Annotated in this window: 19 protein-coding genes and 1 other annotated feature; of the genes, 14 read left to right on the top strand and 5 right to left on the bottom strand. The window is 42.0% G+C overall.

Features of this window, described 5'->3' with window-relative positions; all coding sequences use genetic code 11:
• Window positions 1-79: 79 nt before the first annotated feature.
• From ACIQCO_RS05990 to ACIQCO_RS05965, 6 genes are all read left to right on the top strand, one after another.
• Window positions 80-394, top strand: coding sequence for an HMA2 domain-containing protein (locus ACIQCO_RS05990; RefSeq protein ID WP_400426745.1), 315 nt, complete (start codon window positions 80-82; stop codon window positions 392-394).
• Entirely contained in the window at window positions 391-930 is a 540-nt protein-coding gene (locus tag ACIQCO_RS05985) for an HMA2 domain-containing protein (protein ID WP_400426744.1), read from the top strand. The genes ACIQCO_RS05990 and ACIQCO_RS05985 overlap by 4 nt, the downstream gene beginning before the upstream one ends.
• Entirely contained in the window at window positions 920-3034 is a 2115-nt protein-coding gene (locus ACIQCO_RS05980; RefSeq protein ID WP_400426743.1) for a heavy metal translocating P-type ATPase, read from the top strand. The genes ACIQCO_RS05985 and ACIQCO_RS05980 overlap by 11 nt, the downstream gene beginning before the upstream one ends.
• Entirely contained in the window at window positions 3024-3602 is a 579-nt protein-coding gene (locus tag ACIQCO_RS05975) for an HMA2 domain-containing protein (protein ID WP_400426742.1), read from the top strand. The genes ACIQCO_RS05980 and ACIQCO_RS05975 overlap by 11 nt, the downstream gene beginning before the upstream one ends.
• Before the next feature lie 23 nt (window positions 3603-3625).
• Window positions 3626-3859: a hypothetical protein gene (locus tag ACIQCO_RS05970; RefSeq protein ID WP_400426740.1), complete on the top strand. Its 234-nt coding sequence runs from the start codon at window positions 3626-3628 to the stop codon at window positions 3857-3859.
• A 175-nt stretch (window positions 3860-4034) separates the two neighbouring features.
• The gene (locus tag ACIQCO_RS05965) at window positions 4035-4334 is read left to right on the top strand and encodes a hypothetical protein (protein WP_400426739.1); all 300 of its coding nucleotides are present in this window, start codon (window positions 4035-4037) and stop codon (window positions 4332-4334) included.
• 304 nt (window positions 4335-4638) lie between these two features.
• On the opposite strand, the gene ACIQCO_RS05960 is transcribed toward ACIQCO_RS05965, so the two are convergent.
• Window positions 4639-4791: a hypothetical protein gene (locus tag ACIQCO_RS05960; RefSeq protein ID WP_400426738.1), complete on the bottom strand. Its 153-nt coding sequence runs from the start codon at window positions 4789-4791 to the stop codon at window positions 4639-4641.
• A gap of 201 nt (window positions 4792-4992) precedes the next feature.
• Window positions 4993-5269 (top strand) — a binding site (T-box leader).
• A gap of 282 nt (window positions 5270-5551) precedes the next feature.
• Here ACIQCO_RS05960 and ACIQCO_RS05955 point away from each other — a divergent pair.
• The 6 genes from ACIQCO_RS05955 to ACIQCO_RS05930 all read left to right on the top strand — a co-directional run bounded on the left by ACIQCO_RS05955 (window position 5552) and on the right by ACIQCO_RS05930 (window position 10736).
• Entirely contained in the window at window positions 5552-6409 is an 858-nt protein-coding gene (locus ACIQCO_RS05955) for an SAM hydrolase/SAM-dependent halogenase family protein (protein WP_400426737.1), read from the top strand.
• A 34-nt stretch (window positions 6410-6443) separates the two neighbouring features.
• Window positions 6444-7001, top strand: coding sequence for an ECF-type riboflavin transporter substrate-binding protein (locus ACIQCO_RS05950; RefSeq protein ID WP_400426735.1), 558 nt, complete (start codon window positions 6444-6446; stop codon window positions 6999-7001).
• A 44-nt stretch (window positions 7002-7045) separates the two neighbouring features.
• The gene (locus ACIQCO_RS05945; RefSeq protein WP_400426733.1) at window positions 7046-8776 is read left to right on the top strand and encodes an ABC transporter ATP-binding protein; all 1731 of its coding nucleotides are present in this window, start codon (window positions 7046-7048) and stop codon (window positions 8774-8776) included.
• Window positions 8748-9575, top strand: a complete 828-nt coding sequence (locus ACIQCO_RS05940) for an energy-coupling factor transporter transmembrane component T family protein (protein ID WP_400426731.1) — start codon at window positions 8748-8750, stop codon at window positions 9573-9575. The genes ACIQCO_RS05945 and ACIQCO_RS05940 overlap by 29 nt, the downstream gene beginning before the upstream one ends.
• A 296-nt stretch (window positions 9576-9871) precedes the next feature.
• Window positions 9872-10156, top strand: a complete 285-nt coding sequence (locus ACIQCO_RS05935) for an AbrB/MazE/SpoVT family DNA-binding domain-containing protein (protein WP_400426730.1) — start codon at window positions 9872-9874, stop codon at window positions 10154-10156.
• Window positions 10157-10283: 127 nt separating this feature from the next.
• On the top strand, window positions 10284-10736 hold the full coding sequence (locus ACIQCO_RS05930; protein ID WP_400426729.1) for a VanZ family protein: 453 nt from the start codon (window positions 10284-10286) through the stop codon (window positions 10734-10736).
• Between the two features lie 82 nt (window positions 10737-10818).
• On the opposite strand, the gene ACIQCO_RS05925 is transcribed toward ACIQCO_RS05930, so the two are convergent.
• Window positions 10819-11310 (bottom strand): glutathione peroxidase, encoded by a 492-nt coding sequence (locus tag ACIQCO_RS05925; RefSeq protein WP_400426727.1) that lies wholly within the window; start codon window positions 11308-11310, stop codon window positions 10819-10821.
• Window positions 11311-11859: 549 nt separating this feature from the next.
• On the opposite strand from ACIQCO_RS05925, the gene ACIQCO_RS05920 reads away from it, so the two are divergent.
• Window positions 11860-16173, top strand: coding sequence for a S8 family serine peptidase (locus tag ACIQCO_RS05920; RefSeq protein ID WP_400426725.1), 4314 nt, complete (start codon window positions 11860-11862; stop codon window positions 16171-16173).
• Between the two features lie 56 nt (window positions 16174-16229).
• On the opposite strand, the gene ACIQCO_RS05915 is transcribed toward ACIQCO_RS05920, so the two are convergent.
• The 3 genes from ACIQCO_RS05915 to ACIQCO_RS05905 all read right to left on the bottom strand — a co-directional run bounded on the left by ACIQCO_RS05915 (window position 16230) and on the right by ACIQCO_RS05905 (window position 18592).
• Window positions 16230-16766: a hypothetical protein gene (locus ACIQCO_RS05915; protein WP_400426723.1), complete on the bottom strand. Its 537-nt coding sequence runs from the start codon at window positions 16764-16766 to the stop codon at window positions 16230-16232.
• Window positions 16766-17236 (bottom strand): hypothetical protein, encoded by a 471-nt coding sequence (locus tag ACIQCO_RS05910; protein WP_400426721.1) that lies wholly within the window; start codon window positions 17234-17236, stop codon window positions 16766-16768. The genes ACIQCO_RS05915 and ACIQCO_RS05910 overlap by 1 nt, the downstream gene beginning before the upstream one ends.
• 372 nt (window positions 17237-17608) lie before the next feature.
• Window positions 17609-18592, bottom strand: coding sequence for an LCP family protein (locus ACIQCO_RS05905; RefSeq protein ID WP_400426719.1), 984 nt, complete (start codon window positions 18590-18592; stop codon window positions 17609-17611).
• A gap of 302 nt (window positions 18593-18894) precedes the next feature.
• Here ACIQCO_RS05905 and ACIQCO_RS05900 point away from each other — a divergent pair, with 302 nt between their 5' ends.
• Window positions 18895-19611 carry a polysaccharide deacetylase family protein gene (locus ACIQCO_RS05900; protein WP_400426717.1) on the top strand — a complete coding sequence of 239 codons (717 nt, stop codon included), beginning with the start codon at window positions 18895-18897 and terminating at the stop codon, window positions 19609-19611.
• Window positions 19612-19763: the final 152 nt, after the last annotated feature.

Here is a 19763-nt window from a genome sequence, read left to right as displayed (position 1 = left end):
TTGCACTAGGGAAACAAAATAAGTGAAAGTCAACATTAATGAATTCCGCCCAGCATATTATTTTTAGGAGTATATATCTATGTTACATAAAGTAAAGGAACTACAATTAGCGAATCGAATGAAAAAGGTCCTGAAAAGGCATGCGATTGAAATTGCTCATCAGATTCCTGGGAGAATTCGTTTAAAGTCGCCTAATTGGAAAAATAGTCCCCATATAGTAAATCAATTAATCAATCAATTTAAGCATGAAACAAGAATTTTCTCGATCGATTATACAGCTGAAACAGGCAGTTTATTAATTACCTATGATTATAGTCCCATTGATCATATAAAGCAGCTGGAAGCATGGGTAGAACAGATTGAAAGTGTGTCTATAGAAGGAGAGAAGCAATGATAACTTCATTAGTAGGTTTAGGAGCTTCACTACTCGCTCCTAAATTATTATCCTCCGTAACTGATCAAAAAATCGAAGTCGTTCACGCAATGCCTGGAAGAATTAGATTAAAATGTGAACGCTGGAAAGATGGTATTGTGGCACACCATCTCGAGCAGACGTTTAGCCAACTGACCATTGTTAAATCAGTGAGCGGATCTCCGATTACCGGAAGTCTGTTAATTGAATTTAATGTAGCGACACTTTCCCCAGAACAATTTGACGAACTCCTTAGACTTGCTGTTGACACCTCAGTGAACGCTTACCCATACGTTGAAGCACAACTTATGAAAACAATGAAGAAAACCGTGTCCATTACGGATGGTCTCATTAAGAAGAGAACTTCTGGAAAGGCGGATGTTGATTCGTTACTTTCCTTATTTTTATTAATCTATGGGGCTACTAAAATTCCAGTGAATCCCGCTTTTTCGAGTAGTTTACTGTACTGGGCATACACGATTATCACGAAAGAGAAAGGATCGAATAATGGTACATAATCTGGCGTTAATCCATTCGATTCCCGGAAGAACAAGATTAAGCTTAGGCGTTACCTATGCAAATGGGAAGGAAATTGAAGCATTGTTTCGCTCTTTACCATATGTGTACTCGGCTTCCTATACAAATGAAACCGGATCATTGCTTCTCTATCATGATGATTGCATGACATGGCACGATCTTTTTTTATTACTAGGACAACTTTTTCCACGGCCAGAGGCAGTTGGAAAAAAGGAACCAGCAAAAGCAAAAATCCCGTTTATTGAAATTCTCGTCTGTTTTAGCGCTTTTATGTATGAAACGTGGAAAGCAGCTTCCATCCCTTCTCAAGGAATGAGAAACCTGACAAAAGCATCTTCTCTTGCCGTCCTGCTTTCTTCTTACCATATTTTTAAAAATGGATTCTTATCGGTGATGACGACAGGAAAGCCGAATGCTGACACGCTAACATCTGCTGCGTTACTTGCATCGATCGTAAAAGGGAATCCAAAATCAGCACTTATTATTTATTTAATGTCGACGATAAGTGAATGGTTAACCGATTTTACCGCCTATAAAACAAGAAATTATGTCAGAGATATGTTAAGTGTCAAGGCAGACTATGTTTGGAAAGTCAATCAAGCTGGAAAAGAAGTGAAGGTTTCGATTGATGAAATTAGCGCCGGTGATCAGATAGTTGTTTTTCAAGGGGAAAAAGTAGTCGTGGATGGAACGATTCTGGAAGGAACGGCAGTTGTGGATGAATCATCGATAACGGGTGAATATATCCCACGGGAGCTGACAATAGGGGATAAGGTCTTTGCAGGGTCTATTGTAGTGGAAGGGAGCATTAACATTCGCGTCGAAAAGGCCGGAGATGATACCGCCATATCAAGAATGATTCACCTTATTGAAGAAGCGCAAACGAAACAAGCTCCGATCCAATCTGTCGCCAACCGTTTGTCGGAAAAATTAGTTCCTGTTTCGTTTGTGCTCGCCGGATTAATCTTTGTTGTCACAAGGGATTGGAATAAAGTATTGAACATGTTAGTCATTGATTATGTATGCGGTCTAAAGCTTTCAACCGCAACCGCCATCTCATCGTCCATTGGTTTAGCGGCGAAAAATGGAATTTTAATCAAAGGCGGTCAAACCATCGAAAAGCTAGCCCAAATTGACACGGTTATTTTAGATAAGACGGGAACCATTACCGAGGGCAGGCCGATTGTAACAAAGATTATTACAGCAGAGAGCATGTCAGAAAATCAGGTGTTGAGTATAGCCGCGTCGGCTGAAGAACATTCCTCGCATCCGATTGCTGAAGCAATCTGTAATAAAGCGAAGGAACGTAATCTCGACGTACCTGAACATCAAGAAATTGACATGACTGTTGGGAAGGGAATTAAGGCAATCATCAATGAAAAATTAGTCCTCGTTGGCAGCAAATTATTTTTATCGGATTGGAATATCCCGCTTGAGCCATTAAAGAAGCTGAACAGCGAGATTAACCCGGAAGAAAATATGGTCTATGTCGCTTATGATCAGCATTTAATCGGCATTATTATTTTACAAGACAAAATCAGAGAAGGAATGAAGCGAAGCATTAATCAGATGAGGCGACATGGTGTGGATGAATTCATTATGTTAACGGGAGACCGTTATCATCCAGCGAAAAAGATCGTTGATGAGCTGGGAATGGATGCCTTTATTGCGGAGGCACTTCCTGAAGATAAAGCAAATTTTGTCATGAATTATAAACAAAAAACAGATGCGTTAATGATGGTTGGCGATGGTGTCAATGATGCTCCGGCTCTTGCCTATGCGAACGTTGGGATCACGCTCGGAACGAAACGAACAGATATCGCCGTCGAAACAGCTGATGTCATTGTGACGACTGATGATCCATTAGCATTGGCAGAAGTCATTAAAATGGCGCAAAAAACGATGAAACTCATTTATCAAAATATTGTCGTGACGATCTTAGTCAATAGCGGGGCGATTTTATTAGGAACACTTGGGATGATCTCACCTGTCCTTGGTGCAGCGATTCATAATGCGGCCACCATTGCTGTTGTCTTGAACAGTGGAAAAATAATTTTTTTAGGGGGAAAAGCGAGTGGAAATTAATTATCGGATCGCTCACAGTATTCCCGGCAGGCTGCGGGTCATTATTCCTGCCCTCAAAAACAACACTGCTTATATAACGATTGAACGGATGTTTTCTAGTTTAAAAGGAATCAACAAGGTTCGAATTGAACCGATTATTCAATCGATGGTCATTGAATATGAGCCTGATGTAGTAGGAAGAAACATGATTCTTCGCTATATATCGTTATTTTTTAGACAGTCGCGGTTTGATTCACTAGACCGTTTTACGTTCCAAGCCGGACCTGACTTAAGGAGAGACGTTTTTCGTTCCCTATGTACAGGGTTCCTTATTTTGACTGCGTATTTACGAAAAGGTTTCAGTCCTAGACCTGATATCTTGGTATATGCAGCTGTTATTTCGACAGCCTACATGGTACTCACGCATGGGGAAAATAAATTTAGACACCCTGACGTGATAACAGGCATTGCGAGCATGTTCTCGTTAGGGATAAGCAATATTTTACAAGTGGCTATGATTACTTGGGCAGTGAATGCGCTTGAAATTTTCCATGATATGAGAAGAAGTCAAAAACTTCTTTACATATAAAATAATACTTAGGGGGAAACAAAATGGCTTTAAATCGTGATTTCTTAATGGGATTTCTTTCAGGAACAGTAGTTGGCGCGGTAGGATACCGTTTGTACGAACAAAACAGCGGTCAGCTTAAAAGCTTGGTCCAAAGTAATGTGCCAACACTAAGCTTTCAATCACCTAGAAATGAACTAACAGTGGAAGAACTAGTTAGCCAAAAGGAAAGATTAGAAGATTTAATTGCAGAAAAAAAGGCAGTAGTAAGTATATAAAGCGAAGGGACGAGGGGGGGCAAGCTCCTCGTCCCATTTTTTTTAGCCCCAGGTCTCTCATCATTTTTTTTCCAGTGCCACTGCTAAAAGGGAAAATAGTCGAAGTTTGTCCTTATTGCTATGGTTAATTTTTGCGTAAACTAGTATAATTAAGTGAAGAAGGGAGGGATTAGAAGTGGAAAAGAATCAAATAGACAGAATGGAAGAAATGTTAGCTGGTTTGATTTCAATGGCGGGAAATATGAACCAAAAGCTGCAAAGCATGGATCAGGAACAGCAAACAATGCGTCAGGAAATGCAAACAATGCGTCAAGAAATGCAATCTTTTGCTCAGGAACAACATTCAATGAAAACTGATATTACCGATATTAAAAATATTCTGGCTGATATGCAGGCAGACCAGGATCATATCTGGGAAAAGGCAGCAAAAAATGAAAGAGAATTAGCCAAGTTTAAAAGGCATCTTCAGTTATAACCTCGTCCCTGCCACTTCATAGATTTCGGCGATTTTTATCAAATGGGAGTGTTTGTTTTTAGGCACCTTTCCACATAATGTAACGCATCCTTCAACGATATTTTCTCTACTTTATCAAGAATAACCAAACACTTTCAATTTAATAGTTTTATAAAAAAGACCGGTTTCTTCTTGAAATTGGCCTTTTTGTCGATAGGACGGGACAAGGAGCCTGTCCCCTAGTTCCCTTCTTCAGTGAGAGGAATGGGGGTCCTTGTCCATTCTTTGTATGTTTTTACATAATCATTAGCTGAACATATTTCATTTAGATAATAAACCTTATGATTAAGAAGATGAGATCGATCATATACTTAGGTTGTCGTACCATATGAATATAATCATAATTCGGAACTTCGCGAATCTGAGAAATATATTGGGTCGGGTCAACTCTTAAATTTAAATGCATGGCTGTACGCAAAAAAACTCCTCCTTACAACATGTTTTTAAAATTAACGTAGGCACAAAGGTAATGGAAGGCTTGGACAAATCAGCATTAAAATTATTTTTGGATCATTTGGAAGTAGATGAGAGATTATTCTGGAAAAGTTTTAATCATTCTTTCTTGACTATTTTGCTATTCCGGACTATAATTTGATTAAATTTTCAAACAAAATACTGATTTAAAGCGTTGAAGAGGGAAAGTACGATTATGTTATTTTTCACAGAGAGCTTCGTGAGCTGAAAAGAAGCAAAAATACGAATCCGAACAATGGCCTCCGAGCTTCGTGCTGAAACAATCTGTCAAGGTTGGAGTAAGTTCCGACGAGATTTGGTACTCGTTATCCATACCACAGTATAAGGAGCATTATTTGCGCTCACGTACTTGCAGAGGCTGTTTTGCGTGAGCAAACAGTAAATTAAGGTGGTACCACGTGAATCTAAACCACGTCCTTATCTATTTTCTTCAAATAGATAGGGGCGTGGTTTTTTTATTTTTAGGCTGTGTTAAAGGTGAATGTTGATTTCCGTTCCAGGCGCTTCGCTTTCCGCGGGGCGTGCGGTGAGCCTCCTCGGCGAATTCCGCGCCTGCGGGGTCTCACCTGTCCCGCTGCTCCCGCAGGAGTCTCGCGCCTTCCACTCCAATCAACATTGTGGTCAAAATCAACTATGTGCATTAACTTAGCTATTTTTTAAAAAAAATGGTGAAACAATCATTTTACAGGATGGAGGAAAATAGAATGAATAATCATCTCGTGTTACAAACTGATTTTGGGACAAGTGACGGTGCCGTAAGCGCTATGTATGGTGTGGCGATTTCTGTGAATCCAGCCATTCGCATTTTTGATTTAACTCATGACATTCCCCAGTATCATATTTGGGAAGGCTCGTACCGATTATATCAGACGGTTGCCTATTGGCCGGAAGGTACGGTGTTTGTATCGGTTGTTGACCCGGGCGTCGGCTCAGAGCGCAGAAGTATTGTGGCGAAAACGGCTTTAAATCACTATATTATTACCCCGGATAATGGAACGCTTACCCATATTAAGAACAGTATTGGGATTGAGGAAGTGAGAATCATTGATGAAAGCGTCAATCGTTTGCCGCGTTCAGGTGAATCTTATACGTTCCACGGCCGGGATGTCTATGCCTATACCGGGGCGCGACTCGCTTCTAATTTGATTACCTTTGAGGAAGTCGGTCCAGAGGTTCCGGTCGAATCCGTTATCGAACTGCCGAAAGCGGAGCCGAGTATTAGCAATCATATCCTCACAGGGAATATCGATATTCTTGATATTCGCTTCGGTAATTTATGGACCAATATTGACCGCGTCCTTTTCAAAGATTTATCGGCCGAATATGGCGATTCCTTTGAAGTGACGATTGAAAATGACACCCGCCAAGTTTATAAAAATATTATGACCTATGGCCGGACATTTGCCGACATCCATTTAGGCGAGCCCTTGCTGTATGTGAATTCGCTTGATAAAATCGGCGTGGCGATTAACCAGGGGTCGTTTGCCAAGGCGTATCATATTGAAACAGGGGCAGCCTGGAAAATAACGATTCGTAAAATACCGAAAATTATTTACAATTAATCTTAAAGAAAAATATCATTTGGGGGTTGAGGAAGTGAAAAGAAGTCAATTATCTATTAAAACCATCGTGGCAATTGGGATCGGCTCAGCTGTATTCGCAATTTTAGGCAGGTTTGCCGTCATTCCAACAGGGGTTCCAAACACAAATTTCGACACATCCTATGGCTTTTTAGCGTTAATGGCGATTGTATTCGGACCGATTGCCGGTGGGCTGATTGGGTTAATCGGCCATGCCTTAAAGGATGCAATTTTCTACGGAACGCCGTGGTGGAGCTGGGTCGTCGTATCGGGAATTGTTGGTTTCTTAATTGGGCTGGCATCCAAGAAAATCAATATCGAGGCAGGAAGGTTTTCAGTCAAAAATATCATTCTGTTTAACGTGATACAAATCGTCGTTCAAGCAATCGGCTGGTTCGTGATAGCACCATCGCTCGATATTTTCATTTATGCGGAACCAGCGAATAAAGTATACTTGCAAGGACTTGTTGCCGGAGGGTTAAACATGGCGGTAGTTGCTGTCCTGGGCACGCTGCTGCTTAGTATTTATGCAAAAAGCCGCAGCCAAAGCGGCAGCTTGACGAAGGATGTTTAAGTTGACTTTATTGACAGGAACATTGATTTATTAGGAGAAAATTCATGAAAAAACCAGTTATTCAATTTGAAAATTATAGCTTTCAATACCGCAGTCAGACGGCACCAACACTGCATGAGATAAACCTAACCATCTATGAAGGGGAAAAGGTTCTCATTGTCGGTCCCTCAGGGTCGGGAAAAAGCACACTTGGCCATTGTCTCAATGGCCTTGTTCCCTTTTCATATAAAGGGGAAGTGTCAGGTAGTTTGAAAATCAGCGGCGAGATCGCTAAGGAATTAGACATTTTTTCCTTATCGAAAAAAGTCGGTACCGTTCTCCAAGATCCGGATGGTCAATTTATTGGACTTACGGTAGCTGAGGATATCGCGTTTGCGCTCGAAAATGATGGTGCACCGCAAACCCAAATGTTCGCTAAGGTTGCAGAAGTATCGAAAATGGTCGATATGGCCGATTATTTGGACTCCTCGCTGCACCAGCTTTCCGGTGGGCAGAAGCAGAGGGTCTCACTTGCCGGAGTCATGGTCGATGATGTGGAGATTCTGTTATTTGATGAACCGCTGGCCAATTTGGATCCAGCGACAGGAAAATATGCGATTGAGCTTATTGACCGGATCCAAAAAGAAACAAACAAAACTGTCGTAATCATTGAACATCGGCTGGAGGATGTCTTGCACTGCCATGTTGACCGCATCATTGTCGTAGATGATGGCAGGATTATCGCTGACATGACTCCAGATGAACTATTAGCTTCACCCGTTTTGGAACAGTGCTCCATCCGCGAGCCTTTATATGTGAAAGCGGCGAAATACGCCGGCTGTGGGATAACGCCGGAAATGCAGCCTGCTCATATCAAATCCTTTCAAGTGGATAGCTGCAAAGACCTGCTGGCAAACTGGTTTAGTATTGCAGATGCCTCTATCCCTAAGCTGAAATCAGAATCGATTTTGGAATTAAAGGATATTACGTTTGGCTATACACCGGGACGAACAACAATTCAAGGTGTTTCTTTTTCAATCGAAAAAGGGGAAATGGTTAGTATTGTAGGAAAAAATGGTGCCGGAAAGTCGACGCTATCGAAATTAATTTGTGGCTTTGAGAAGCCGAACGCAGGGCGGATTTATTATCGCGGTAAGGATATTAGCGAGGATACGATAAAAGAACGGGCCTCAAGAATCGGCATGGTGATGCAAAACCCGAATCAAATGATTTCAAAACAGATGATTTATGATGAAGTGGCGCTCGGTCTTGTGATTCGCGGTGTACCGGAAGTGGAGATCAAGGAGCGGGTGTTTAGGACATTGAAAATTTGTGGCTTATACCCATTCCGTAACTGGCCGATATCAGCATTAAGCTTTGGCCAGAAAAAGCGGGTCACCATCGCCTCCATTTTGGTATTGGAGCCAGAGATTCTCATTCTGGATGAGCCGACCGCAGGGCAAGATTTCCGCCATTATAGCGAAATCATGGAGTTTTTGGTGGAACTCAACCTCCATGGTGTAACAATCATCATGATTACTCATGATATGCACCTCATGCTCGAATATACGCCAAGGGCGATTGTGATTGCAGGCGGGGAGAAAATTGCCGATGATACGGCTGTCAATGTCCTAGCAGACTCGCAAATTATTAAAAAGGCAAACTTAAAGGAAACATCCCTTTTTGAGTTGGCGATTCGGGCGGGAATAGCCGAACCAAAAGAGTTTGTCCGCAGGTTTATTGCTTATGATCGGGAGGTGCGGCAGTATGGCAGTAGAAATGCTTTCATACATTGAGCGAATATCACCGGTCCATCGGCTTACAGGTGTAACCAAGCTGATTTGTTTTTTGATCTGGTCATCGATCGCGATGCTCACTTATGATACGCGGATTTTGGTCTTCCTTTTCCTACTCAGTATCTGTGTGTTTATCGTTTCTAAGGTAAAACTAAGGGAAGTCGCCTTTGTCCTGCTGTTTATTTTGTTTTTTCTCCTGATTAATAATCTCGCAATCTATGTCTTTTCGCCGCAAGAAGGGGTAAAAATCTATGGGACAAGCCATGTGCTATTTGAAATCGGAGGGCGCTATACGATAACAATCGAGCAGCTTTTTTATCAATTTAATGTCACACTCAAATATTTTACTGTCATTCCTGCGGCGATTTTGTTTATCGTCACAACTAATCCAAGTGAATTTGCGGCCTCATTGAATCGAATTGGCGTCAGCTACCGAATTTCGTATGCTGTTGCGCTTGCGTTACGTTACATTCCTGATATTCAACGGGATTTCCGTACGATTGCACTTTCCCAGCAAGCCCGCGGGATTGATATGTCGCGTAAAGAAAAGCTGCCAAGACGGATTAAAAATGCGGCTTCGATTATTATTCCGCTAATTTTATCAAGTCTCGATAAGATTGAGATCATAAGCAATGCCATGGAACTCCGCGGCTTCGGAAAAAACAAACAGCGGACCTGGTACCGGGCCCGTCCTTTTCAAAAAATCGATATTGTCACCTTAATCCTATTCGTTCTCATGCTAATCGTTTCACTTTATATAACCTTTCATGATGGAAATCGGTTCTATAATCCCTTTTAGGGGCGAGGGGACCTTTCACTTCATAAAAATTGGCGATATTTTTCAAGGCATCAAATAGGAATGTTTGTTTTTGGGTTAGCTTCCACTCAGCGCATGACATCCATCAATTATATTCTCAACAAAATGAACGGGACAAGGAGTCAGGCTTCTTGTCCCATTTTCATTATCATTTGAGACAAGGAGTCTGTCCCCATGGTTTCCCATTGTTCACAAAAATGCCTTTAGTAAAAATTACAAGTAATTGAATTTTATGTTATACTAAAATTAAAATAATAGGAAAGTTGGTAGATAGATTTATGAAAAGTACTGGGATTGTCCGTAAGGTTGATGAGTTAGGCAGGATTGTGATTCCAAAGGAATTAAGAAATACGCTCGATATTCAAATTAAAGATCCATTAGAGATTTTTGTTGAAGATCAGCGCATCATTTTACAAAAATATAGCCCTTCTAATGTTTGTGCAGTTACTGGCGAAGTTACAAGCAAAAATAAACTCTATCCAGGAGATATTATTCTAAGTCCAAAAGGGGCAGAAATTCTGTTTGAGCAATTAAAAGCAAATCTCCATGTAATAGGTTCATAGAGTTAAAAAAGCTAGGTAAAGTGATAAAATAGGAAAGAGGGAAAGGGCGAACGGCTCTTTCTCTCTTTTTTTTATGGTTTGCTGTAGAATATAATCTAAGGTTGATAAATTTGAGGTGGTTTGAATGGTGAAATCAAAGAGATTCTGGGTGTTTGCGTTAATTATTTGGATGGCGGTAATCTTTTTCTTCACCCAGCTGCCATATTTCACAGGGGAGAGTACGTCCAAAGCCATCTTTAAGTTGTTTGCTATGGAACATGATATCACTCATTCAGCTAATGGAGGGTGGGGTCTTATAAAGGTTGTTAATATTATTCTCAGAAAGGCATCACATCTAACAGCATTTGGAATTATTGCCATTTTGTTGTTTCAAGTGTTCAGGAACTTTCGATATCCCTATCTCCTATCATGGTTTCTTACCTTCCTGTATGCGATAACGGATGAATGGCATCAATCGTTTGTACCGGGGAGGACTGCTTCATTTCAAGATGTATTAATTGATGGCCTCGGGGCATTCATCGCCTTGCTGCTAACGTATTTATATTCCTCGCGAAAAAGAAAAACCCGGCAGCTAAGGTAATGTTTGATTTTCCAAAAGTGCCGTTATCCGAAGAAAGAATCCCAGTCACAAAAGTGGCTGGGATTCTTTTGGTTTCTACGACCTAAACATTAGATAACGACAATAATTTTATTAAGTCATCCTCAATTCTGCTTGGTTCCGTAGTTGGTGCATAGCGTTCAACGACCTGGCCGTTCCAATCGATAAGAAATTTGGTGAAATTCCATTTGATGTTTTTACTTAGAAGGCCTCTTTTCTGTTCTTTTAAAAAGGTGAATAAGGGATCAGCGTGGTCGCCATTTACATCGACTTTTGCGAAGATTGGAAAGGTTACACCGTAGTTTCTCTGGCAAAACTGAACTGTTTCTTCTATAGCAGCAAATTCTTGATTGTTGAATTGTGCGCATGGGAAGCCTAGAACCACCAACCCCTGTCCGTTGTATTTCTCATATAACTCTTCAAGTCCCTTAAATTGTGGAGTAAAACCGCATTTGCTGGCGGTGTTTACAATTAGTAACGATTTGCCCGCGTATTCCTTTAATGATTTTTCCTCACCATTGGTCATCCTCACATGAAAATCATAGACCGTTTTCATGGTGTGCCACCTCCTCATTTTCACCTCATTAATTCGGGTTCCATTTTGTGGTAAGTTATCGCTAATCTAATCATAAGCAATTTCTTCAATCAATACAAAACTAATGCTTGATGTCTCTAATGTAGCAGAGACTTCTTTTTTTTCAAAGCCATCACCTTTAGAAAAGTAAAAGTGGGAAAATAAAACTATTTATTCACAAAGTACCAATATTTAACATCCTCAATCAATCATATAGACTAGGAGAAATGAATCTTTTTTTTTAAAAATAGCAATTTAATGCGCTAGAAAGACCAATAACATGGTGCTTTGGAATTATTTATTATAGGAAACAAGCACTGTCGACCTCAATTTGGACTAATTTACCAATTTTCCCAACAACAACTAAACTACCAATTTCTAAGAATTGGAATTTTTAAGACGTAATTCGACACAAACATAAGCTGTAAAGGTCTATTTTTAAAGTAGCACCTAGATATTGACATAGAGTAGGCGCCAGGAAGGAGGGTAGTAGATTAAGTGATGAAGGAAAATACTTAGGGGGGTAAGAGGATGAAAAGAAAGCAACGCCAGTGGTTATCGATTCTGCTGACAGCGATTCTGGTTTTACCGCTAATGATGCAGCCGCAAATGAATGTGAACGCGGCAACAAAAGGGGCCAGTGTTTCAGTGAAAGATGAGCTAACTCCAAAGCAAAAAGTAACGAATAAGTTGTACAAACAATTTGCTGATCAGGATAAAGTCACCTTTCTGATTAAAATGAAAGAGCAGGTCGATGCCGAAAAAGTGGTCAAGACAGTGGAGCAAAAAGCCGCACAGCAAAAGGCAACTCCTGCAAAAGCAAAATCATTGAAGCGAAACACGCTTGTTTCGGAATTAAAAGCAACGGCACAGGAAACTCAGACTGAGGTGTTAGCGTTTCTTCAGGAACAAGTAAAAGCTGGGAAGGCGAAGGATGTACATTCCTACTTTATCGTGAATGCGATTGCGGTAACAGCAACACAAGAGGTAATGGAAAAGGCAGCTGGTTTCGCGGAGGTAGAAAAAATCCTTCCGAACGAAACAAGACAATTATTCGTTCCGGAAAAATCTTCTGCAACAGCTGTCCAAGAACCTGCAGCTGCAACAACAGCGGTTGAATGGAATATTGACCGTGTTGGAGCTCCGGCTGTTTGGGAAATGGGGATTGATGGCAGCGGAGTTGTCATCGGATCAATTGATACCGGGGTTCAATGGAATCACCCGGCATTAAAAGAAAAATATCGCGGCTATAATCCGGCTACAGGTCAAGCGGATAATACGTATAGCTGGTTAGACGCAACTCGTGGTCAAACTACACCATATGATGATCTCGGTCATGGAACACATACAATGGGAACAATGGTTGGTTCAGAGCCGAACGGTTCCAACGCGATTGGTGTTGCGCCGGGTGCAAAGTGGATTGCGGTAAAGGCATTCACGTCTGCTGGAGGCACGGACGCAGATTTGTTAAGAGCGGGTGACTGGATGATTTCCCCAGGAGGAAACCCTGACAAGGCACCAGATGTCATCAATAATTCATGGGGCGGAGGTCCTGGAATTGATGAGTGGTATCGTCCGATGGTTCGGAACTGGAGAGCAGCAGAAATCTTCCCGGAATTCTCTGCAGGAAATACAACGTTAAGTAATCCTGGCGGCCCGGGATCTGTTGCCAATCCGGCTAACTACCCGGAATCCTTCGCAACAGGGGCAACCGATATAAACAACAAACTTGGCAGCTTTTCCTTACTAGGACCATCTCCATATGGAGAAATCAAACCTGAAATTGCGGCACCGGGTGTTAATATTCGTTCTTCCGTCCCTGGCGGCAGCTATGAAGGCGGCTGGAATGGAACATCGATGGCTGGACCGCATGTATCCGCAGCGATTGCCTTACTGAAGCAGGCAAATGCAAGTTTAACGGTGGATGATTTAGAAAGAATTTTACAAACATCAGCGATTCCTTTAACAGACAGCAAATATCCGGAATCACCGAATAACGGTTATGGCTCCGGCTTATTGAATGTCTACGATGCTGTTTCATCTGTTATGACCGGTTTAGGAAAACTGAAAGGCCAGGTAACAAAAGAAGGAGACGACAGTGAAGCACCGGTGTTAACGCATTCCCAACCTGCCACGGTTTTCGCAGGAATGCCGCTAACGTTACAAGCTTCAGCTGCCGACAATATTAGTGTAACAGAAGTATCGTTCCAATATCAAAAGCAAGATGGTTCGTGGACGACCGTTGCCACAAAGCGGGTTGGCGGCGATTATAAAAATGGAACGTACGAAGTGACGATTCCTGGTGCAGAGATTTCCGGCACGGCGTTGGTTTATAAGTGGAAAGCACGTGATTTCGGCGGGAACGAAACCGTGAGTGAGCATACGATTACCGTTCTTCCAGGAATTACTGTCGGCTATGTGCAGGATTTTGAAAGTAATCCAGACGGATGGACTTCCTACGGTACCAATGATTCATGGCAGTGGGGCAAGCCGACAAGCGGTCCTAACAAGGCATTCTCTGGTGAAAAAGTCTATGCGACCAATTTAAGCGGAGCATACGCGAACAGCACAGACGCATCACTGCGGATGCCGCCAATTGATTTACCAGCAGGAAGCAGCTACCTGCAATTCAAGCAATGGTACGAACTTGAAAGAAACTATGATTTCGGCCATGTGTATGTTTCAACAGATGCCGTGAATTGGGTACAAAAGCTGCGTGTTAATGATCTGTCAAATGGCTGGATTAATGGTCAAGTGGATTTAAGTGAATATGCGGGCCAAAGAATTTACATTGCCTTCAATTTAAAAACAGATGGCAGTGTCGCGAAGCTTGGCTGGTATTTGGACGATGTCCGCTTAACCAATTCACCGCTGCCGGCAGCTCAAAATACTGGCTTAGGTGTTGAGCAAATAAAAGAAGAGCCTTCTTCCAATGTCGGAATGAAGGAAAAGGTCAATCCGGATCAGTTCACTCTGATGATGCCTGAGGTGAAAAAGGAAGCAAGTGCTGAAAAGGCCGTCGCTCCAATGCTTTTACCGATGCAGGCACAAGTGACGGTTGTGGAATCCGGCCGTTCTGTCAATACCAATCCGGCAAACGGAAGCTATGAGCTGACACATGCGACAGGAACCTTTACGGTTATCGCTGAATCCTATGGCTATCAATCACAAACAAAAACAGTAACGATTGATCGCGACGGGGAAACGGCAGCAAACTTTACGCTCCAAGAATTGGCGAAGGGATCTGTATCGGGAACGATTAAGAACCAGGCATCAGGAACTCCGGTTGCTGGGGCCACAGTATATGTCGTCGAGGATGCGGCCGTGCAGCCTGTGCAAACAGATGCAAATGGACATTTTACGATTACGGCCTATGAAGGAGATTATACGCTAAAGGTGATAGCACCACGCTTCTATAGCCAAGAAGCAACGATTAAACTAAGAGGGAATATGGTGCAGAATTTCGATATTAAGCCTTTCATCGGTTTCCCGAGTGAAATTGGCTATGATGACGGCACAGCTGAAAACGCACGGGCATTTTACGATGCCGGAAATGGCTGGGCAGTCAAAATGTCATTAGCGAAGGGGCAAAAGAAGGCATTGGTTACCGGCGGTTTGTTCCGCTTCTGGACTTCAGAATGGCCAGTTCCAGGCGGTACGGCCTTCAAAGTAGCCGTCTATGATGCTACAGGTCCTGACGGAGCACCTGGTAAAAAACTTGCTGGTCCAATTGATGCGACCGCACTTCGAAATGGTCAGTGGACGCTGGTAGATTTAAGCAGCCAGGGAATCCTTGTTGAAGGAGATTTCTATTTGGTCTACATCCAAGCAGATATCAATACGAAGTCACCTGGTCTGGCAACAGATGAGAATGGTCCAAATGCAAAGCGGAGCTGGCAGCTTGTTAGCGGCGCTTGGTCACCATCACCAGCGGACGAGGGTAACTATATGATTCGTGCCGTCGTTGATTATGAAGTAACGGCACCATCGATCACTTCTCCGGTTGATGGAACGTTTACAAACGTTGAAATGGTAACCGTGAAGGGTGAAGCCGCACCAACGACCAAGGTTCATATTTTTAATAAAGGCGAAGAAGTGGCTTCCGTTAATACGAAGGATGATGGCAGCTATGCTGTTGATGTGAAACTTAAAAAGGGTGAGAACCAATTAACGGCCAAGGCTTCGACATCGCAAGGGATGACGGATGCATCCGCACCAGTTACAGTAACCCTTGATGCTGAAGCACCGGAGTTAACAATTGACTCACCAACAAATGGAAGTAAAATGAATACGGAAACGGTCACGGTTAAAGGAAAAGTGAAGGATGATCATTTGAATTTCGTCCTTGTTAATGGCACAACTGCTAAAGTTGAAAATGGCACCTATTCGGCTAGAATCATGCTCGATGAAGGAATCAACAACATCAACGTAGTTGCCAAAGATAAAGCAGGGAACACGACAGAAAAATCAGTGAAAGTCGACGTGAAATACACAGCACCACTAATTAAAAATGTAAAACCAGCTGTGGATATGGAATTGAAGAAAGGCGAAAGTGTCAAGATTGAGTTCACAAGTGAACCGGGCTTGAAAACATCCTTCTTCATTCATATGCCGCTAACACAAACGAGCTCAGTTCAAGCGCAAGTGGCGAATGCGACTGAACTTCCGATGATGGAGATGTCACCTGGATATTATGTCGGCTATTACACAGCTACGAAAGACATGAAAGCCGCTGGCGCCGTCATTGAAGTGAAGGCTGTAGATTCCTATGGCAATGAATCAAGACAAACAGCTGACGGAAAATTGTATATTAATGAGAAGATCAAGAAGCCGAAGAAGAATTAAGGAACGTTAGCAACATTAAAAAGGGGCACTTCCACTATTTGTGGCTGTGCTCCTTTTTATTTTGTGATGCCATCGCTAGTCAGAGGGCGCTTGCACTTTTCTTTCATTTTTTCAAATTGGCCTTTGATATAAACAAAGAAGAGCAGATAGATACTCAAGGTGATGAGGTAAACCGGGAAGGAATAGGAAAGTTTCCAGTTTTCGTAGGTGAAAATGTGAAACTTCAAGCTAAGGACTTCTTCTCCCATAGCAATAAATGCCCAAAGCAGGATGTACCAAAATACCCCAACACTGCGAACCCGCCATTTATCATAAAAGTAGACAAAAATATAACCAAAGGGCGGGTAAAGGAACCAGGTGATCAAGTCGAATAATTCATATTTTTCAACGTCATTGATATCGTATAAATCAAGGCTTTGTCCTGCTAAAATATGATCGATTATTTGAGCATACGCCATGCTAAACAGGAGCATAATTAAGGTGACGGAATAAGGAAATCTTCTTGGGAGAATAAAGATACATGTATAGGAAACAATCAAGGAAATGAGAATAAACCATTCATTGCTGTCAAACTTTTCCGGAAACACTAGCATTATTGGTTCAACTCTTTCAGGACTAATTTTCGGAACAAAAGATGAAGGATATAGCTTATCAGCCAGATTGTCAGCCATTGCGCGATATCCAACCGCCAGTTCCAGTCCACATAGTTTACGGCCTTTACATACTTAGTCAATTGCTCAGAGCCAACAATCAGCATAATAGTAAAAAGTGAGAATAAGACTTTTAATGCCTTATGAGGTAAGGAATAAAGCCGGTCGATACTCCAGGCAATCACAAGCGGATATAAAAGAATAAACGTAAGATAAAACGAAAAACGGTCAGCGGGCTTATCAGAGACAATAAACCGCTTTAGGTTCAAGATGGCAATATCCATAAAATTGCTATCCAGATAGACAACAAGAATCATAATCATCGCCAGTTCAAGTGTGTTAAGGTTTTTTGGCTTTACCGCAAAATAAATAGCAGCCAGTAAACTTATCGTAGAAAAAATGACTAAAGACATTTTTTTACTCCTTTAAAAAAACAACCTGTATTTATTTCGATTCTTGAATGATTAGTATTATGTCCAAAGGCTTGAATAAAATTCACGTTAATAGTTCAGACAGCATTACACGTATCTTTTAATAATAAGGCAGTGTCAAAGAATATTGTTGATATTGATCACAATGTTGATCTTCGTTACAGGCGCGAGACTCCTGCGGGAGCAGCGGGACAGGTGAGACCCCGCAGGCGCTTTAGCGCCGAGGAGGCTCACCGCCCGCCCCGCGGAAAGCGAAGCGCCTGGAACGGAAATCAATATTCACTTTTAACACAGCCAATAATAAAAAAACAGACCAATCGGAGGCAGGCTCCAAATGGTCTGTTTTAGTTACTACTAAAAATATTTCGAAGTTAGTTCTTCAATTTTCTCCGGGTCAATGACTAATTGATAGTTATTGGCTTTAAGGATGTCATCGTACATTCTTTTGCCTTCGCCCTCAATTTGATGATATTCCAATTGGGTGTCAGGGTTGAAATTCTTAGCCGCTAATCCCAAGCTTAACATATCTGATGTTGACATATTTGTTGCAATGACAAAATCGGGAACTGATTTCACTAATGAAGGCAGGTTACCAATGCTGCTTGGGCTTAAGGCCTTTTTGGCAAGTCCTTTTAACGCTTCCTCCTGCATTCGCTGGCGGCTATATTCTCCGTCGGCAAGGGAATAGCGCTCATGAACAACCTCGGCTACCATCTTTCCATCGAAGAAATGAGAACCAGCGGTAATCACTTTATTCTTATTTTCGCTGTACCACGGATGGGTTAAGGTTACATCATAGGGTACATTCATATCAATGCCGCCAACAGCATCAACCAAGGCTTGAAAGCCCCAATAATTGGTTTCTACATAATAGTTAATGGGAACGCCTACTAGATCGCTGACCGCACTTACGGCCGCTTCGACTCCAGCTTGTGCGCCTTTTTCGGATTGCATAATATATTGAACACTTGTTAGTTTTGTATAGCCATAGCCATCTAAATGAACACGGGTATCACGGGGGATACTGACGGCTTCGAATTTATGTTGTTTTAAATCGGCATGAATGAGGATCATCGAGTCAGAGTGCCCAATTTTGTCGCCTTTTCGTTGGTCAGAGCCAAGTAACAGCAGGTTAAAGACCGGTTCCTTTATTTCGGTCGTCGCTACTGCAGGGTTTGCCGAATTTGATGTACCTGAACTGACGACTGGCACTGTTTTAAAATGGTTCTTTGGTTGTAACTGATAATATTCATATCCGAAAACAGCCATTCCTATTATAAAAATTCCCAAAACGCTAAAACCGACAATTTTCCATTTGCGTTTACGTTTATTTTTCATTCTGTCCTCCACCCGAAACTGTTTTATTCTGAATTTCGTTGTAATGGATTAATTTTAAGGAAAATAGAGGATGGATGCAACAGATTTTTCTTGGAAAGTCTGCAAAATTTGTGACGAATTACCCATACGGCGATTAACTTGGATAGTGAATTTGTCTCTTCGGATGATCCATTTTTGCACCTAAGGTTCATCCTTGTAAATTAGAAATTGTCCAACTTCCAAACATAGTTATGGGATTTATGGTGCAAAGTAGTAAGACTTACATCTACGTAGGATAATTTGTTAAAGGGGCTTTTATTGTTATGAAATGGGTCTGTTTCGTTATTGTCATTATCTGTTTCTATTTCTATGGACAATCGATTGCGTCTGCAGAGATGATAAAGCGAAATCAGGTGGAGCCAACCGGGCAGGTCGTTTGGGATGTGGCTACCCAGAAAAAGGTGATCGCTTTAACGTTTGACGATGGACCAAGTCCCGTCTTTACCCCACAGGTGCTCGCGGTCTTGGAGAAGTATGGTGCAAACGCCACATTCTTTCAGATTGGCAGCCGCATGGAATGGTATCCGGAGGTAGTCCAGCAAGTGGTGGAGGCCGGCCATGAATTAGGCAATCATTCGATGACACATCCATATGAAAATAAGGTAGGGTTCAAGCAGATGCGTCACGAGATTATTCGCGCTGAGCAGATCATTCAAAAGTACCAGCCCAACCATCCGAAGCTGTTCCGGCCGCCAGGAGGATATTTAGACAATGACTTATTACAGGAGGCAAAAAGCCAAGGGTACAAGGTCGTGCTTTGGTCGTATCATCAGGAATTAAAGGACTGGTCCCAGCCAGGAGCACATGTTATAGCTAATCATGTGATCCGCCATGCAAGAAATGGTGACATTTTACTCCTCCATGATGGCGGCGGCGACCGAAGTCAAACCATACAGGCCTTAAAAATTTTCCTCCCTGCCCTCAAGCAAAAAGGATACCAATTCGTCAGTGTCTCGGAGTTGCTTTCCAATAAGGAATGAGAATTAGCCGGGGGTTTGATCGTGAAAGGAATTCCAAAGATTAAATATCATGAATTATATATCGGCATAATCACTCTATGGGCGAATTTCGATTTTGAAAAAAAAGAACCAAAGAAAACAGCCAATTATTTGTTTTCTTTGGTTCAAATATT

This window comes from Neobacillus sp. NPDC093127 (genome assembly GCF_044754175.1).
Classification (GTDB): Bacteria; Bacillota; Bacilli; order Bacillales; family Cytobacillaceae; genus Neobacillus.
Note: the sequence above shows the minus strand (reverse complement) of the source record. Positions and strands in the feature narration are given on the sequence as shown.

Bases quoted from the DNA above. Each gene is read 5' to 3' on its own strand.
- ACIQCO_RS05990 (WP_400426745.1), top strand. From the start codon at position 80: ATGTTACATAAAGTAAAGGAACTACAATTAGCGAATCGAATGAAAAAG.
- ACIQCO_RS05985 (WP_400426744.1), top strand. From the start codon at position 391: ATGATAACTTCATTAGTAGGTTTAGGAGCTTCACTACTCGCTCCTAAA.
- ACIQCO_RS05980 (WP_400426743.1), top strand. From the start codon at position 920: ATGGTACATAATCTGGCGTTAATCCATTCGATTCCCGGAAGAACAAGA.
- ACIQCO_RS05970 (WP_400426740.1), top strand. From the start codon at position 3,626: ATGGCTTTAAATCGTGATTTCTTAATGGGATTTCTTTCAGGAACAGTA.
- ACIQCO_RS05955 (WP_400426737.1), top strand. From the start codon at position 5,552: ATGAATAATCATCTCGTGTTACAAACTGATTTTGGGACAAGTGACGGT.
- ACIQCO_RS05945 (WP_400426733.1), top strand. From the start codon at position 7,046: ATGAAAAAACCAGTTATTCAATTTGAAAATTATAGCTTTCAATACCGC.
- ACIQCO_RS05940 (WP_400426731.1), top strand. From the start codon at position 8,748: ATGGCAGTAGAAATGCTTTCATACATTGAGCGAATATCACCGGTCCAT.
- ACIQCO_RS05935 (WP_400426730.1), top strand. From the start codon at position 9,872: ATGAAAAGTACTGGGATTGTCCGTAAGGTTGATGAGTTAGGCAGGATT.
- ACIQCO_RS05925 (WP_400426727.1), bottom strand. From the start codon at position 11,310: ATGAAAACGGTCTATGATTTTCATGTGAGGATGACCAATGGTGAGGAA.
- ACIQCO_RS05920 (WP_400426725.1), top strand. From the start codon at position 11,860: ATGAAAAGAAAGCAACGCCAGTGGTTATCGATTCTGCTGACAGCGATT.
- ACIQCO_RS05915 (WP_400426723.1), bottom strand. From the start codon at position 16,766: ATGCTAGTGTTTCCGGAAAAGTTTGACAGCAATGAATGGTTTATTCTC.
- ACIQCO_RS05910 (WP_400426721.1), bottom strand. From the start codon at position 17,236: ATGTCTTTAGTCATTTTTTCTACGATAAGTTTACTGGCTGCTATTTAT.
- ACIQCO_RS05905 (WP_400426719.1), bottom strand. From the start codon at position 18,592: ATGAAAAATAAACGTAAACGCAAATGGAAAATTGTCGGTTTTAGCGTT.
- ACIQCO_RS05900 (WP_400426717.1), top strand. From the start codon at position 18,895: ATGAAATGGGTCTGTTTCGTTATTGTCATTATCTGTTTCTATTTCTAT.